We start from the raw sequence: 14,948 nt of genomic DNA, 5'->3' as shown, positions 1-14,948 counted from the left end.
CGAAGGGGCCGGCGCTCTCCCTGAGCGCCGGCCCCTTCGTCGTACCCGTCGGCTGTTCGGACCGCCCGTTCCCGGACCGCCCGGTGTTCAGACCACCTGGTGCAGCCAGCGCACCGGCGCGCCCTCGCCCGCGTACCGGAACGGCTCCAGCTCGTCGTCCCAGGGCTTGCCCAGCAGCCGGGAGATCTCGGCCTCCAGGTCGGCGCCCTCGCTGCGGGCGCGCAGCAGGACGGCCCGCAGCCGGTCCTCGGGGATCAGGATGTCGCCGTGGATGCCCGTGACGGCGTGGAAGATGCCGAGGGAGGGCGTGCTGCTGTACCGCTCGCCCTCCACCGTGGCGCAGGGCTCGCTGGTCACCTCGTACCGCATGAGCTGCCAGCCGCGCAGCGCGGAGGCGAGCTTCGAAGCGGTGCCGGGCTCCCCCTGCCAGGAGAGCTCGGCACGCCAGTGCCCGGGTGCGGCCGGCTGGCGGATCCAGTCCAGGCTCACCCGTACACCGAGCACCCCCGCGACGGCCCACTCGACGTGCGGGCACAGCGCGCGGGGCGCGGAGTGGATGTACAGAACTCCACGTGTCGTCACCGGGACCTCCAGGCTGTGGACGAGGGTCGCCTTCCCCAGCTGCCTCGTGCCTGCAGTTGATCCGCAGTTACCCACGTTAGCCGACATTAAGCTACTAAATTGAGCAAAACGGACAGGCTTTCGCTCAATGCTAGTCGAATCCTCAACGAGGTCTACCCCTCGGCCGGATCTCTCCCCCGAACGGCCCCATCGCCGGGCGGGACCACCGTACCGCGCGGCGCCGCAGGATGGATGACGCTCTTTCGGATCCGACCGGAATGCGGTAGTGCGGCCGGGTCCCCCGCGCCCTGCACGCGGACCGCCCCGCGCGCCCGGTCGGGGGCGGCGGGGCGGAGACGGGATGCTGACGGTCGGTCAGCCTTTCGGGGTCAGCCGTCCAGGCGGACGACCATCTTGCCGGTGTTGACGCCGCGCAGCAGGTCGATGAAGGCCTGGGCCGCGTTCTCGAAGCCGTCCACCACGGTCTCCTCGGTGCGCAGCTCGCCGGACCTCAGCCAGCCGGCCATCTCGGTGACGAACTGCGGCTGCAGGGCGGCGTGGTCGCGCACCAGCATGCCCTCCAGGCGCAGCCGCTTGCCGATCGCCATCGCCAGGTTGCGCGGGGCGGCGGGCGCGGTGGTCTCGTTGTACTGGGCGATCGCGCCGCAGAGCACCGCGCGGCCGTGCACGCCCAGGGCACCGATCGCTGCCTCCAGGTGGTCGCCGCCGACGTTGTCGAAGTAGAGGTCGATGCCCTCCGGGGCGGCCTTCGCGAGCTGCTCGGCGACCGGGGCGTCCTTGTAGTTGAACGCGGCGTCGAAGCCGTACTCGTCCACCAGCTTGGCGACCTTCTCCGCCGAGCCGGCCGAACCGACCACCAGCGAGGCGCCCTTGAGCCGGGCGATCTGGCCGACCAGCGAACCGACCGCGCCGGCCGCGCCGGAGACGAAGACCTTGTCGCCCTCCTTGAGGCCGCCGACGGCGAGGAGTCCGGCGTAGGCGGTCAGGCCGGGCATGCCGAGCACGCCGAGGTAGGCGGAGAGCGGGGCGGCGTCCGGGTCGACCTTGACCGCGTGCGCGGCGTCGAGGGTGGCGTACTCGCGCCAGCCGAGACCGTGCAGCACGGCGTCGCCCGGGGCGAAGCCCTCCGCCCCGGAGGCGACCACGTAGCCGACGGCGCCGCCGTCCATGGCCTGGCCGAGCTGGAACGGGGGCACGTACGACTTCACGTCGTTCATCCGGCCACGCATGTAGGGGTCCACCGAGAGGTGGGTGTTGCGGACCAGGATCTCGCCCGGACCCGGCGTCCGGACCGGGGCCTCGACCAGGGCGAAGTCGGCGGGCACCGGCCAGCCCTGGGGGCGGGCGGCGAGGTGCCATTCACGGGCGGTGGCGGGGGCGGCCTGCTCTGCCATGGAGGAGCTCCTTGGAGGGGTTTCGACAGGTGAAAGGTTGAGGAACTGAAGTAACGATGGGCATGAAAGGTTCAGGTTGTCAACTTTTCAGGTAGACTCTGCGGCATGGACACTCAGCCGAGCGAGGTCGCCACGCCGCAGTCCGACGAGATCACCCGCGAGGTCGTCGACCTGATGGCCAACCTGGTCGCGCTCTTCCACCGCGAGTACGAGGAGGCCGCCGCCGCCCGGTCGCTCACCGGCGCCCAGGCCAAGGTGCTCGCCCTGCTGCGGCGCGGCCCGCTGCCGATGCGGCACATCGCCCAGACGCTCAGCTGCGAACCCTCCAACATCACCGGCATCGTCGACCGGCTGGAGGCCCGCGGCTTCGTCACGCGGCAGGCCGACCAGCAGGACCGCCGGGTCAAGCTGGTGGCCGCGACCGAGACCGGCTCGGCCGCCTCCGAGGAGCTGCGCGAGTCGCTCAACTTCGCCCGGGAGCCGCTCGCCGCGCTCGGCCCGCAGGAGCGGACGGTGCTGCGGGACCTGCTCCGGCGGATGCTCACCGGCGCCTCCGACCCGGGGGCGTGACCAGCATCACAGGCCCGCGGGCCGATTCCACTCCCTCTCGGAGGTAACCGAACAGCCTTCCGAAGCGTCTAACGTTCGACCATCGAACGCTGGAAACTGAAGACGGGGGGCGCGGAGGATGAGCAGCAGCACGCGTCGGCGCCGCTACCTGCGGACCGCCATCGGCATGGCCGCCGTTCTGGTGCTGTCGGTCGTGGGGGCCGGAGCCTGGTTCTACCACCGGCTGGACAACAACATCACCACCTTCGACGCGGGCGGCGTCGCCACCGAGCGCCCGCCGGCCCCCGTCCCGGCCAGCCCCGGCGCCCAGGTTCCGGTCAACGTGCTGCTGCTGGGCTCCGACACGCGAGACGACGGCAACAACTCGCTGGGCGGCGGCGACGAGGGCGTCGGCAACTCGGACACCGCGATCCTGGTGCACGTCTACGCCGACCACAAGCACGCCGTCGGCGTCTCCATCCCCCGCGACACCCTGGTCACCGTCCCGTCCTGCAAGCTGGGGGACGGCACCTGGAGCAAGCCGCGCAACGACCAGATGTTCAACTCCGCGTTCAGCCTCGGCGAGCTCCCCAAGGGCAACCCGGCCTGCACCCAGAACACCGTGGAGAAGCTCACCGGGCTGCGGGTCGACCACACCGTGGTGGTCGACTTCAAGGGCGCCGCCGCGATGACCGACGCCATCGGCGGCGTGGACGCCTGCGTGCCCAACGACGTCAACGAGTACGGCATCCAGCTCAAGAAGGGGATGCAGAAGCTCTCCGGGAAGTCCGCGGTGGACTACCTGCGAGCGCGCCACGGCATCGGCGACAACTCCGACATAGGCCGGATGAAGCGCCAGCAGGCCTTCCTCTCCTCGATGATCAAGAAGGTCCAGGCCCAGGGCTTCTCGCTGCCCACCCTTCTGCCGCTGGCCGACGCCGCCACCAAGTCGCTCACCGTGGACGAGGGCCTCGGCACCGCGATGAAGCTGGTCGACTTCGCCCGCTCGGTCGAGGACATCAAGCTCTCCGACGTCACCTTCGTGACCGCCCCCTGGCGCTTCGCCGGGGACCGGGTGCGACTGGTCCAGCCGGACGCCGACGCGCTGTGGAAGCTGCTGCGGGAGGATCGCACCCTGGACGGGCAGAGCACCGCCGGCACCGGCGCGGCCACCGCCTCCGCGTCCGCCTCCGCCTCGCCGGGTGCCGGCTCCGGCGCGAACGCGCCGCTCACCCCCGAGCAGGCCGCGGCTCCGATCACCGTGGTCAACGGCGTCGGCACCGCCGGACTGGCCGGCTCCGGAGCCGAGGCCCTCAAGGGGCGCGGCTTCCAGAACGTCGCGCTCGGCGCCAACCACCCCGGCAAGCAGCACACCGAGGTCTCCTACGACCCGACGCTGAAGCCCACCGCCGACCAGGTCGCGGCCCTCTTCCCCGGCGCCCGCACGGTGGAGGAGCCCGGCTCGGGCGCCGTCACCGTCACCCTCGGCGCGGACTACCAGGCCGCAGGCACCCAGGTGAACTCGGTCCCCTCGCCCTCCGCGACGCCCGGCGGCACGCCGAGCACCCTGCCCAGCGGGATACCGACCGGCATAGCGGAGAACAGCCGGGGCGCCGACACCGATCCGTGCGCCGACCTGACCTTCGGGTCCTGAGGGGCCGGAGAGGGGCCCGCCGAAAAGGGCCCACCGAGGGGGCTACCGGGGGTCCGGCAGGCCCGTGACCACGGCCGTCAGGCGGGTGCCGCGCGGGAAGGCACCCGCCCCGGCCAGGTCGGCCAGGGCGGCGAGCAGCTTGGCGACGTACCGGCGCTCCACCGGGATTCCGTGCCGGCGCTCGAACTCCCCCGCGAAGGCGGCGAGTTCGGCCGGGACCTTGCCGTAGCCGCCGCCGTGGTGGGCGTGGTCGATCCGCCAGTTGTCGAACTCGCGCCCGAACCCGGCCCGGTGCAGCCGGGTGACCTCCTCCTCCAGGTAGCCCTCGCCGCCGCGCAGCACGGCCACCCCGAGCGCCCGCGCGCCCGGCGGCAGGCCCGCCGCGATGCCGGCCAGGGTGCCCCCGGTGCCGACCGGGCAGCAGACCACGTCGCGGGCGCCCAGGTCGGGCAGTTCGGCCGGGATCGCGGCCGCGCCGGTCGCGGCCAGGGCGTTGGAGCCGCCCTCCGGGAGCACCAGGCAGGGGCCCCAGCGGCGTTGCGGTTCCGCACCGTCCCCGGCGCCGGCCCGGCCGGTGGCCTCCCGGTAGGCGGTCCGGGTGAGGAACTCCAGCCGCATCCCGCACTCCTCGGCGGCCCGCAGCGACCAGTTGCGCGGCCGGCCGGCCAGTTCCTCGCCCCGCACCAGCCCGACGCTCTCCAGTCCGAGCGCCCCGGCGGCGGCCGCGACCGCCCGCAGGTGGGTCGAGTAGGCCCCGCCGAAGGTCAGCAGCCGGGTGTGGCCCTGCTCGACGGCGGCGGCCAGGTTGGGCGCGAGCTTGCGCCACTTGTTGCCGGGGACGCTCGGGTGCAGCAGGTCGTCCCGCTTGAGCCGCAGCTCCACCCCGGCCCGGGCGAAGGCCTCGTCGGTGCAGTCCACCAGCGGGGTCGGCAGCAGGGCGGGTAGGAGCACCCCGCCAGCTTAGGGCCCCTCCGAATCCCGGACGGGCGGGCCCCGAACGGTGGGAGCCCGGGCGCCTGTCCGGCGACCGGGCTCCGCTGCCCCGGGCGGGCCGTCACCCCCGTGGACGGCCCGTCACCCCACGGCCGCGCTGTGCGCCGCGTGGCCCGCCATCTGCCAGGCCAGCGCCTTGCCGAGGGCCCGCGGGACCGGGCCGGCCGCGGGGGCCAGCTTCCCGATCCGGGCGCGGTGCTCCCGGCGCTGCCGGGCGCTCAGGACGGAGCGCAGCCTGCCGGCCGCGACCAGGGCGGTCAGCGCCGCGTCGGCCGGGTCGACCCGGCTGAGCGGCCCCTTCAGCGCCCCGGCGACGGCGGCCACCAGGGCCTCGCGCGCCCCGGGGTCGTCCAGGGTGACCAGGGTCACCGGGAACAGCCCGGCCACCCGGTGCTGCCGCAGGGTGACCCGGTCGGCGTCCGCCAGGCCGTCCCGGACCCAGCGGACCGGCTGGTCGCGCCCGGTGCTCCTGGCGCGGCCGACCCAGGTGCTCCAGCTGTGCGGCCGGGACGCCCTGATCTGGCCCAACAGGCGGGCGCTGTACGGGTCGAGGCCGGCTTCGGCGGCCCCGCCGCGGACCCGGGCGACGGCCTTGCGGCCCTCCTCGTACAGCAGGCCCCGGCGCAGCAGTTCGGTCAGTGCCGCCGCCTGGAGCAGCAGGTTGAGCGAGGAGTGCTGGGTGGTCCGCCCGCGGCGCGGGTCGTGGGCGAGCAGGTAGAGCTTCTCGGGCAGATTGACGGGCAGGTCCATCTCGGTCTCCGAAGGATTTGGCGATCCGGCAGATCTGGTGGACGGGCCCGGCGACTGCGGTCAGTCCCCTCCGGAACCGCCGCTCTCCGGGCCGTCCTTGGGCGGTCGGCCGCGCCGGGGAAGCCCGGCCGCACCACTGGGCATACGTCCGGCGTCGGTGAGGGCGCGTCGGAGCACGAACTCGATCTGCGCGTTGGTGCTGCGCAGTTCGTCCGAGGCCCACCTGGCCAGCGCGTCGTGAACTGAAGGGTCCAGTCGCAGCAGGAGCTTCTTCCGTTCCGTCGCCAATGCCACGCCCTTACTGGTAGAGGGAACCCGTGTTCACGACGGGCTGGGTGCCCCGGTCGCCGCAGAGCACCACCAGGAGGTTGCTCACCATGGCGGCCTTGCGCTCCTCGTCCAACTCCACCACGTCCCGCTCGGCGAGCCGGTCCAGCGCCTCCTCGACCATACCGACGGCGCCCTCGACGATCAGCCGCCGGGCGGCCACCACAGCCCCGGCCTGCTGCCGCTGGAGCATCACCTGGGCGACCTCGGGCGCGTAGGCGAGCCGGGTGATCCGGGACTCGATGACCCGCACACCGGCCGAGGCGACCCGGGCGGCGATCTCGGCGGAGAGCTTGCGGGCGATCTCGTCCGCGCCGTCGCGCAGCGACAACTGCCCCTCGTGGTGGGCGTCGTACGGGTAGCTGGTGGCGATGTGCCGGACGGCCGTCTCGGTCTGGATGGCGACGAAGTCGACGTAGTCGTCCACCTCGAACACCGCCATCGCGGTGTCCTCGACCTGCCAGACCACCACGGCGGCCATCTCGATCGGGTTGCCGTCCGCGTCGTTGACCTTGGTGGTCTCGGTCTCGTGGTTGCGGATCCGGGTGGAGATCCGGCGCCGGCTGGTGAACGGGTTCACCCAGGTCAGACCGGCGGCGCGGATGGTGCCGCGGTAGCGGCCGAGCAGCTGGACCACCCGGGCCTGGCCGGGCGATACGACCGTCAGCCCGCACAGCAGCAGCAACGAGCCGAGCGCCACCAGCGGTCCGACGACCACCAGCGGGATCCCCGCCCCCTTGCTGCCGCCGCTGAGCTGGGCCCCTCCGGCGATCAGGGCGCCGAACCCGGCGAGCACGCCGAGCAGCGCGCCCCCGAGCACGGGCAGGCCGGCGGCGCCGGTGATGACCCGTTCGGTGATCTTCGGGGCCGGAAGGTCGATGGCAGGGCCGTCCTCGACGGCGAAACGCGGTGTGGTCATGAGACCGTCCCCCAGTGCGAGTGTCCGCTTGAGCTGTCAAAGTGATATCACTTTTTTCGCGCAGAGCGCCAGGGGTCGGCATGTGACCGGTACACAGGGGGCCCACGGGGCGGGAGGCGGCCGCCAGACGGCTCCGGGGCCGTATGCCTACGGGCGGGTGAATTCCGGCGCGCCACGGACCGGGAGAAGCCGGCCGGGTTCTAGACTTCCGTCGTCACGGGCGGTGAAGCTCCAGCTCAGGAGCCGTCCGGGACGGTCGTACGACACTCGTCACGCGTCGCAGAGGTGGGGCGGGTGGGACTCGAACCCACGACCAAGGGATTATGAGTCCCCTGCTCTAACCGGCTGAGCTACCGCCCCGGTTCGCCGCGCGCGCCGGTTCCCGGCCACGGCAGCAGCAGACGGCCCCGCGAGGCCGTCCCGGGCAGCATAGCCGGTCGATCACCCGTGGTGCGCGCCGGGGGCGTACCTGGGGTCCGGCTGCACGCGCCGCTCCTGGAGGCGGCCCCCGGGTGGCGGCCGAGGGCCGCGACAGGGCAGCCTGGGCTGATGACGATGCGTGGGACGCGAGCGGCGGCCGGGGCCCTGGTGCTGGCGCTCGCGACGGCGGGCTGCACCACCGCGACGCGGCCCGGCAGCATCGCCCCGACGGTCACCTCGGCACCGCCGACCGGCACCGCCAACAGCCACGGCTGGACCAAGCAGCGCCTCAGGGGCGCGGCCGCCAGGCACACCGGGGTCACCCGCACCGCCAAGCCCACCGTGCTCAACGGCCTGGTCGGCGCGGTGTTCACCCGCAACGCGGCCGGCGACCACTTCTGCACCGCCAGCGTCGTGGACAGCGCCGGCCTCAACCTCGTCGTCACCGCCGCCCACTGCGTCTGGGACCCGAAGATCGGTCAGCGCAGCGACCTGGTCTTCGTCCCCGGCTACCGCAACGGCGACACCCCGAGCGGCGTGTGGCCGCTGCTGGCCGTCACCGTGGACGACGGCTGGAAGGACCACGCCGACCCGGACGTGGACGTCGCCTTCGCGGTCGTCCAGGCCCAGAACGGGCAGCAGGTGCAGCAGGTGCTCGGCGCCAACAAGCTGGGCATCAACCGCGGTTACCACGTCCCGGTGCGGGTCACCGGCTACCCGGGCAGCAGCGACGTCCCGATCACCTGCGCCAACACCACCTCCGAGCAGAGCGCCAGCCAGCTGCGGATCGACTGCCCCGACTACACCGGCGGCACCAGCGGCAGCCCGTGGGTCACCGACTTCGACCCCGCCACCAGGACCGGCACCGTGGTCGGCGTGATCGGCGGCTACCAGGAGGGTGGCAACAGCCCGGACACCTCGTACAGCAGCTACTTCGGCGACCGGGTCCAGGCCCTGTACGACCGGGCCACCGGCTGAAGGCGCCCCGGCCCGTCTCCGGACCCCGGCAGTGGCGCCGCCGGGCACGGCCTGGTAGATCTTCCTCACGAACGGCGGAACGCACGGCCCGGATGCCCGCCCCGAGGAACGAGACGGAGCGCCGATGGCCCCCCGCCCGGTGCCGGCCCCGCGCGCGGCCGGAGCGACCGCGCTGGCCGCCCTGCTGCTGGCCTCCGGCACCGCGTGCGGCGCCGGGGCGGATCCCTCGCCGAACGCCGAGGTCGCCCAGCAGAACCCGGTCCGCGACCGGATCGGCACCCTGTCCATCCACAGCCCCCAGGGCTCCCGGACCTGCACCGCGAGCGTGGTGCACAGCCCCGGACGCAATCTGCTGGTCACCGCCGCGCACTGCGTCCAGAACCAGCGGGTCGGCGTGCTGGACGGCCTGGTGTTCACCCCCGGATACCGCAACGGGTACGCCCCGTACGGGAGTTGGCAGGTCGAGTCGATCACCGTCGACCCGCGCTGGGCCTCGGGCGACGACCCCGACTACGACGTGGCCTTCGTCACGGTGCGCCCGGCCGACGGCCGGCAGGTCGAGGACGCGGTCGGCGGCAATCCGCTCGGCACCGGCCGGGGCGTCGGGCTGGCGGTCTCGGTGACCGGCTACCCCAACGTGAGCGACGAACCGATCACCTGCTCGGTCCGCACCAGCAGGCAGAGCTCCACCCAGGAGCGCTTCGACTGCGGCGGCTACACCGACGGCACCAGCGGCAGCCCGTGGGTGACCGGCGACGGCGCGGTGGTCGGCGTGATCGGCGGCTACCAGGAGGGCGGGGAGACCCCGGGCACCTCGTACAGCGTCGCCTTCGACCAGCGGGTCTCCGACCTCTACCGGAAGGCGACCACCTGATCGACGCGGGCCCCGGGGCAACGCGCCCGGGGGTGACGCACGCGACACCGGCCCGGGCAACACGAAGGCCCCCCGGTCGTCCGAGGGGCCTTCGCTCTGAGCAGTCACCGGGCGGACCCGGCGCAGCTCCCGCAATTGGACTCGAACCAATAACCTGCCGGTTAACAGCCGGCTGCTCTGCCAATTGAGCTATGCGGGATCGCGGTACTGGACTTCCGTACCACGCACAGGAAGTGGGCTCCCGAAGAGCGCTCCTCCTGAGCTCCCCCAATTGGACTCGAACCAATAACCTGCCGATTAACAGTCGGCTGCTCTGCCAATTGAGCTATGGGGGATCGACTTCCGCCTCGGCTCCCGTCTCCCGGGCTCCTCGGCGCTCGCTGCGGGACATACATTAGCGCACTCGGGGGGGTGGTCCGCCAATCGCTTTCCCGGCCCGCCCCGGACCGCCGGTCCGGCGTGCCCCGCGCGCGCCCCCGACGACACCCGGGGATGCTGGGGGCACGGACGGTTCGCCGTCCCGAGAACGGGTAGGGCAATGCGGCAGAAAGCCGCCAGGAGAGGGTGGGTTCGATCATGTGGAAGCTGTCGTTGGCCGTGGGTTTCGCGGCCGGCTACGTCCTCGGCTCGCGGGCCGGGCGCCAGCGCTACGAGCAGATCACCAAGGTCACCCGGCAGATCGCCCAGAACCCCGCGGTCCAGGGCGCGGCCGACCGGGCACGGCATCAGGCCGGCGCGGTGGCCGGGAAGGCGGCCGGCGCCGTCGCGGACCGGGTCGGGGACCGACTGCCGAACGCGGTCACCGACCGGGTGCCGTACTTCAGCCGGTCCCGGTCGGAGGACGACGGCTGGGGTACCTTCCGGCCGTGACGGCGCGGTGATCCGGGGTCCGCAGACGGACCCCGGGCAAAGGGGGCCCCAACCAGGGGTCCCGAACCGGCAACGGCTCGCCCGGCCCGGACGCGTACCGGGCCGGGCTGAGGCATGATCTCGGCATGGCCATCGTCGCGGGGATAGACAGTTCGACCAACCGCACCCGGATCGTCGCGTGCGACACCGACACCGGCACCGTCCTTCGCTCCGGCAAGGCGCCGCACCCCGTCCCCGAGGACCAGGACCTGCGCCCCGGCGAGACCGACCCGCAGGTCTGGCTGCACTCGCTCGGCGACGCCGCGGCCGGCGGCCTGCTGGAGGGCGTCCGGGCGATCGGCGTCAGCGCCCAGCAGCACGGCATGATCGGCCTGGACGCGGGCGGGGTGCTGGTCCGGCCCGCGATCCTGTGGAACGACCCGCGCTCCAGCGGCGCCGCCGCCAAACTGCTGGACGCCCTCGGCGGACCGGCCGCCTGGACCGCCGCGATCGGCGCGGTGCCCAGCCCCATGTACACCATCGCCAAGCTGCGCTGGCTGGCCGAGTTCGAGCCGGCCAACGCCCGCCGGGTCGCCGAGGTGCTGCTGCCGCACGACTGGCTGGTCTGGCAGTTGCTCGGCCACCCCAAGCGCCGCACCACGGACCGCGGCGACGCCTCCGGCACCGGCTACTGGTCCCCCATCAGCGGCGAGTACCGGCAGGACCTGGTCGAGCTGGCGCTCGGCCACGCACTCAGGCTGCCGGACGTGCTCGGCCCCGCCGAACCCGCCGGGCACACCCCCGAGGGCCTGCTGATCTCGGCCGGCACCGGCGACAACATGGCCGCCGCACTGGGCCTGGGCCTCGGCCCGGGCGACGCGGTGGTCTCGCTCGGCAGCGCCGGGACGATCTTCGCCGTGCACGAGAAGGCCGTGGTGGACGCCACCGGCCTGGTCTCCTCCTTCGCCGACGCGAGCGGCCGCCACCTGCCGATGGTCGCCACCCTCAACGCCGCCCAGGTGCTGCGCTCCACCGCCGCCATGCTCGGCGTGGACCTCGACGGGCTGAGCGACCTCGCCCTGCACTCCTCCCCCGGGGCCTACGGCCTGGTGCTGCTCCCCTACCTGGACGGCGAGCGCACCCCCGCCCTGCCGCACGCCGCCGGCACCCTGACCGGCCTGCGGGTCGGGGCGATGACCCCCCAACACCTGGCGCGGGCCGCCGTGGAGGGCATGCTGTGCAACATCGCCGACGCGCTGGACGTGCTGCGCGCCCAGGGCGTCGAGATCAAGCGGGTGTTCCTGCTCGGCGCGGCCGGCCGGCTGCCGGTCGTACGGCACACCGCCCCGATGCTGTTCGGCGTCCCGGTCGTGGTGCCCCCGCCGGGCGCCCACGCCGCCCGCGGCGCCGCCCGGCAGGCCGCCTGGGCGCTGGCCGGCACCGCCGAACCGCCGGAGTGGGAGCTGCCGGAGGCCGAGACGGTCGAGCCCGGGGGTGAGCAGGACCTCGCGATCGGTTCGGCGGTGCGCCAGCAGTACCGCGCCGCCCGGGACCAGGTCCACCCGGAGGCGGCCTCCGCGTAGCGGACCGCCGGCCGTTGCGCCGTCGACGACGGCCCCGGCCGGAGTCGGCCGATGAAGATGCGTCACCCGGCGCCCGGTGGCAGCGTGGATCGGGACACGGCCACCGAGCGAAGGACGGCAGGATCCCATGGCCCTGCACAAGGGAACCGGCAGCGACCGCCGGCTCAACGTCAACCCTTTCGTCGGCATCACCGATCCGCTGGGCTCGATGGAGCTCGCCCCGCCGGTGCACCGGCTCGGCGAGGGCGCGGTCGCCGCCGACACCGCGTACCAGCTGATCCACGACGAGCTGATGCTGGACGGCAGCGCCAAGCTCAACCTGGCGACCTTCGTCACCACCTCGATGGAGGTGCAGGCCACCCGGCTGATGACCGAGTGCCTGGACAAGAACATGATCGACAAGGACGAGTACCCGCAGACCGCCGAACTGGAGCGGCGCTGCGTGGCCATCCTCGCCGACCTCTGGCACGCCCCCGACCCGGACACCACGGTCGGCTGCTCCACCACCGGCTCCAGCGAGGCCTGCATGCTGGCCGGCATGGCGCTCAAGCGCCGCTGGATGCGCCGCAACCCCGAGCGCTACGCGGCCGGAGCCAGGCCCAACCTGGTGATGGGCGTCAACGTGCAGGTGTGCTGGGACAAGTTCTGCAACTTCTGGGAGGTCGAGGCCCGCACCGCGCCGATGGAGGGCGAGCGCTTCCACCTCGGCGCCGAGCAGGCGGCCGCGCTGTGCGACGAGGACACCATCGGCGTGGTCGGCATCCTCGGTTCGACCTTCGACGGGTCGTACGAGCCGATCGCGGAGATCTGCGCGGCCCTGGACGAGCTCCAGGAGCGCACCGGCCTGGACGTCCCGGTGCACGTGGACGGCGCCTCCGGCGGCATGGTGGCGCCGTTCCTCGATCCCGACCTGGCCTGGGACTTCCGGCTCCCCCGGGTGCAGTCGATCAACACCTCCGGCCACAAGTACGGACTGGTCTACCCCGGCGTCGGCTGGGCGCTGTGGCGGGACCAGGAGGCGCTGCCCGAGGAACTGGTCTTCCGGGTCAACTACCTGGGCGGCGAGATGCCGACCTTCGCGCTCAACTTCTCCCGGCCCGGCGCGCAGGTCGCGGCGCAGTACTACGTCTTCCTGCGACTCGGCCGGGCCGGCTTCGAGGCCGTCCAGGGCGCCTGCCGGGAAGTCGCCACCTACCTGGCCGGGGAGATCGGGAAGCTGGACTGCTTCCGGCTGCTGACCCGCGGCGACCAGCTCCCGGTGTTCGCCTTCACCACCACCGAGGACGTGAACTTCGACGTGTTCGACGTCTCGCGGCGGCTGCGCGAGCGCGGCTGGCAGGTGCCCGCCTACACCTTCCCGCCGGACCGGGAGGATCTGTCGGTGCTCCGGGTGGTCTGCCGCAACGGCTTCTCCCGGGACCTCGCCGACCTGCTGCTGGGCGACCTCCACCGGCTGCTGCCGGAGCTGCGGCGCCAGCCCGTCCCGCTCAAGGAGCTGGGGGTGCCGGCCAGCGAGGGCTTCCACCACTGAGGGGGCGGCTGGAAAGCCGCGGCGGGAGGGCGCAGGGGAAGCGCCCTCCCGCCGGATGGTCCCGGTCGGGGGGGGGGGGCGCCCCCCCCCCCCCCCCCCCGCCGGGGGGGGGGGGGGGCGGGGCGCGCCCCCCCCCCCCCCCCCCCCCCCCCCCCCCCCCCCCGGTGGGGGTGTCCGGGACCCCGTGTCGGGCCGTACCGGCCGACCGGCCGGGCCCGAACGAAGCGGCCGGGGCGGCGGAACGCACCGGCGAGGAGAACTCTGCACCACCAACACGTGACTGTTCGACGATGCGGGGGGTTGTGAGACACTTCCGTCCGTCTCAACGCCATGACCTGGAGTTTGGGACGGCAGGCCGCTGAGGTTGGAGAAGGGGAGAGACACCGAACGGCCGGACCGGGCGCGCGCACCCTCCCGTCCCGTCCACCGTTGTCCCGTCTCGCGAGTCATGGAGGGTCGCATTGGCTTCCGCGTGGAAGGACCTGCCCGAGGGGCTGTCCGAGCCCGCCCGGCTGCTGGCGGAGGAGCTCCGGAGGATCAAGGACGCCGCAGGACTCTCGCTGTCCGAGCTGGCCGGCCGCACCCACTACAGCCGCGCCTCCTGGGAGCGCTGGCTGAACGGCAAACGGGTGGTCACCGAACAGGCGCTGGAGACGCTGATCGGGGCGGTGGACTGCGACGCCGCGGCACTGCGGAGGCTGTGGCGGCAGGCGACGGAGCCGGCCGCCGAGGAGTCGTCGGCCGGGCCCGCCGACGAGGAGCCGGCGGCCGGGGCGGCGGCGGAGCCCGCCGACGGGGCGGGACCCGAGGGGCCGTCGCCGGCGACCGAGGAGACCCCCGAGCCCGTCCCGGCCGAGCCCGCCGTCGCGTGGTGGCGGCGCCCGGTGGCGCTGGTCTGCGGCGCGGTGCTGCTGGCGCTGCTGCTGGTGCTGGCCGGCCTGCGGGTCAGCCGGCACGACGACCAGGCCTCGGCGGCCGACACGCCGGCCCCGACCGCCCCGGCCACCGCCAGGCCCGCGCCCTCCGACCCCCCGTGCCGGGCCGTCGGCTGCGCCCACAAGGACCCCAAGACCACCGGCTGCGGCAAGGACGCCCGGACCCTCCAGACCCAGGTGATCGGCAAGGTCGTCGTGTACCTCCGGTACAGCCGGGCCTGCCAGGCCGCCTGGGCGGCGATCACCGAGGGCGAGCCCAAGGACTACGCGGTGATCACCGACAGCGCCGGGGACAGCGAGACCGCGCTGATCCACTGGGGGTACGACAACTACTCGGCGATGCTGAACGCCGCCGACCCGTCGATCGGCTTCCAGGTCTGCGGCTTCCAGCCCGCCGGGCACGACTGCACCTCGACCGTCACCGACCTGGCCTCGGTGGTGGCCTCCACCCCGATCCCGATCGGCCCCGCCTCCCCGCCCCCGGGCGCCGGGTCCGCGGCGGCGACGCCCAGCGACTCCGCCCCGCCGTCGCAGGCGCCGCCCACCGACCTGCCGTCGCCCAGCCCGTCCGCTCCCTAGGCCCGTCCGCCAGGGCCTGTCCGGCGGGTCC

Annotated in this window: 14 protein-coding genes and 3 tRNA genes; 8 read left to right on the top strand and 9 right to left on the bottom strand. The window is 73.7% G+C overall.

The genetic code is table 11. The features are described 5' to 3' along the window. Positions 1-87 precede the first annotated feature (87 nt). Positions 88-582, bottom strand: a complete 495-nt coding sequence (locus ACH4J0_RS04040) for a DUF3145 domain-containing protein (RefSeq protein WP_396236107.1) — start codon at positions 580-582, stop codon at positions 88-90. A 368-nt stretch (positions 583-950) separates the two neighbouring features. Then, positions 951-1,976 (bottom strand): NADP-dependent oxidoreductase, encoded by a 1,026-nt coding sequence (locus ACH4J0_RS04035; protein WP_396236106.1) that lies wholly within the window; start codon positions 1,974-1,976, stop codon positions 951-953. 105 nt (positions 1,977-2,081) lie between these two features. Between ACH4J0_RS04035 and ACH4J0_RS04030 the strand changes: the two genes are divergently transcribed. Further along, a complete protein-coding gene (locus ACH4J0_RS04030) occupies positions 2,082-2,546 on the top strand; it encodes a MarR family winged helix-turn-helix transcriptional regulator (protein ID WP_396236105.1) in 465 nt (154 codons plus the stop codon). 118 nt (positions 2,547-2,664) lie between these two features. Next, positions 2,665-4,179 (top strand): LCP family protein, encoded by a 1,515-nt coding sequence (locus ACH4J0_RS04025; protein ID WP_396236104.1) that lies wholly within the window; start codon positions 2,665-2,667, stop codon positions 4,177-4,179. A gap of 42 nt (positions 4,180-4,221) precedes the next feature. Here ACH4J0_RS04025 and ACH4J0_RS04020 read toward each other — a convergent pair whose 3' ends face one another. The 5 genes from ACH4J0_RS04020 to ACH4J0_RS04000 all read right to left on the bottom strand — a co-directional run bounded on the left by ACH4J0_RS04020 (position 4,222) and on the right by ACH4J0_RS04000 (position 7,528). Then, entirely contained in the window at positions 4,222-5,130 is a 909-nt protein-coding gene (locus ACH4J0_RS04020; RefSeq protein ID WP_396236103.1) for a 1-aminocyclopropane-1-carboxylate deaminase/D-cysteine desulfhydrase, read from the bottom strand. Between the two features lie 123 nt (positions 5,131-5,253). After that, entirely contained in the window at positions 5,254-5,922 is a 669-nt protein-coding gene (locus tag ACH4J0_RS04015; RefSeq protein WP_396236102.1) for a GPP34 family phosphoprotein, read from the bottom strand. A 60-nt stretch (positions 5,923-5,982) separates the two neighbouring features. Then, on the bottom strand, positions 5,983-6,216 hold the full coding sequence (locus ACH4J0_RS04010; RefSeq protein WP_396236101.1) for a hypothetical protein: 234 nt from the start codon (positions 6,214-6,216) through the stop codon (positions 5,983-5,985). A gap of 4 nt (positions 6,217-6,220) precedes the next feature. Then, positions 6,221-7,168: an SPFH domain-containing protein gene (locus tag ACH4J0_RS04005; protein WP_396236100.1), complete on the bottom strand. Its 948-nt coding sequence runs from the start codon at positions 7,166-7,168 to the stop codon at positions 6,221-6,223. A 286-nt stretch (positions 7,169-7,454) separates the two neighbouring features. Then, positions 7,455-7,528 (bottom strand) — tRNA-Ile (locus ACH4J0_RS04000). Between the two features lie 189 nt (positions 7,529-7,717). On the opposite strand from ACH4J0_RS04000, the gene ACH4J0_RS03995 reads away from it, so the two are divergent. Beyond that, entirely contained in the window at positions 7,718-8,566 is an 849-nt protein-coding gene (locus ACH4J0_RS03995; protein WP_396236099.1) for a trypsin-like serine peptidase, read from the top strand. A 124-nt stretch (positions 8,567-8,690) separates the two neighbouring features. Continuing rightward, positions 8,691-9,440: a trypsin-like serine peptidase gene (locus tag ACH4J0_RS03990; protein ID WP_396236098.1), complete on the top strand. Its 750-nt coding sequence runs from the start codon at positions 8,691-8,693 to the stop codon at positions 9,438-9,440. A gap of 126 nt (positions 9,441-9,566) precedes the next feature. Here the strand turns inward: ACH4J0_RS03990 and ACH4J0_RS03985 are convergent. Together ACH4J0_RS03985 and ACH4J0_RS03980 are read right to left on the bottom strand one after the other, a co-directional pair. Beyond that, a tRNA-Asn gene (locus ACH4J0_RS03985) sits at positions 9,567-9,639 on the bottom strand. A 63-nt stretch (positions 9,640-9,702) separates the two neighbouring features. After that, positions 9,703-9,775: transfer RNA gene (locus tag ACH4J0_RS03980), tRNA-Asn, on the bottom strand. Between the two features lie 229 nt (positions 9,776-10,004). On the opposite strand from ACH4J0_RS03980, the gene ACH4J0_RS03975 reads away from it, so the two are divergent. The 4 genes from ACH4J0_RS03975 to ACH4J0_RS03960 all read left to right on the top strand — a co-directional run bounded on the left by ACH4J0_RS03975 (position 10,005) and on the right by ACH4J0_RS03960 (position 14,917). Then, complete coding sequence (locus ACH4J0_RS03975; RefSeq protein WP_396236097.1) at positions 10,005-10,310, top strand: hypothetical protein; 306 nt, start codon at positions 10,005-10,007, stop codon at positions 10,308-10,310. 125 nt (positions 10,311-10,435) lie between these two features. After that, the gene (locus ACH4J0_RS03970; RefSeq protein ID WP_396236096.1) at positions 10,436-11,872 is read left to right on the top strand and encodes an FGGY family carbohydrate kinase; all 1,437 of its coding nucleotides are present in this window, start codon (positions 10,436-10,438) and stop codon (positions 11,870-11,872) included. A 127-nt stretch (positions 11,873-11,999) separates the two neighbouring features. Next, positions 12,000-13,403: a glutamate decarboxylase gene (locus ACH4J0_RS03965; RefSeq protein ID WP_396236095.1), complete on the top strand. Its 1,404-nt coding sequence runs from the start codon at positions 12,000-12,002 to the stop codon at positions 13,401-13,403. A 461-nt stretch (positions 13,404-13,864) separates the two neighbouring features. Further along, positions 13,865-14,917 (top strand): DUF2690 domain-containing protein, encoded by a 1,053-nt coding sequence (locus ACH4J0_RS03960; RefSeq protein ID WP_396236094.1) that lies wholly within the window; start codon positions 13,865-13,867, stop codon positions 14,915-14,917. Positions 14,918-14,948: the final 31 nt, after the last annotated feature.

The organism is Kitasatospora sp. NPDC017646 (assembly GCF_044329365.1).
Taxonomy (GTDB): Bacteria; Actinomycetota; Actinomycetes; order Streptomycetales; family Streptomycetaceae; genus Kitasatospora.
The sequence above is the reverse complement of the archived record's forward strand: the minus strand, read 5'-3'. Positions and strand labels throughout refer to the sequence as shown.

Coding starts and splice junctions, on each gene's coding strand:
- ACH4J0_RS04035 (WP_396236106.1), bottom strand. CDS start 1,976: ATGGCAGAGCAGGCCGCCCCCGCCACCGCCCGTGAATGGCACCTCGCC.
- ACH4J0_RS04030 (WP_396236105.1), top strand. CDS start 2,082: ATGGACACTCAGCCGAGCGAGGTCGCCACGCCGCAGTCCGACGAGATC.
- ACH4J0_RS04025 (WP_396236104.1), top strand. CDS start 2,665: ATGAGCAGCAGCACGCGTCGGCGCCGCTACCTGCGGACCGCCATCGGC.
- ACH4J0_RS04015 (WP_396236102.1), bottom strand. CDS start 5,922: ATGGACCTGCCCGTCAATCTGCCCGAGAAGCTCTACCTGCTCGCCCAC.
- ACH4J0_RS04005 (WP_396236100.1), bottom strand. CDS start 7,168: ATGACCACACCGCGTTTCGCCGTCGAGGACGGCCCTGCCATCGACCTT.
- ACH4J0_RS03995 (WP_396236099.1), top strand. CDS start 7,718: ATGACGATGCGTGGGACGCGAGCGGCGGCCGGGGCCCTGGTGCTGGCG.
- ACH4J0_RS03990 (WP_396236098.1), top strand. CDS start 8,691: ATGGCCCCCCGCCCGGTGCCGGCCCCGCGCGCGGCCGGAGCGACCGCG.
- ACH4J0_RS03970 (WP_396236096.1), top strand. CDS start 10,436: ATGGCCATCGTCGCGGGGATAGACAGTTCGACCAACCGCACCCGGATC.
- ACH4J0_RS03965 (WP_396236095.1), top strand. CDS start 12,000: ATGGCCCTGCACAAGGGAACCGGCAGCGACCGCCGGCTCAACGTCAAC.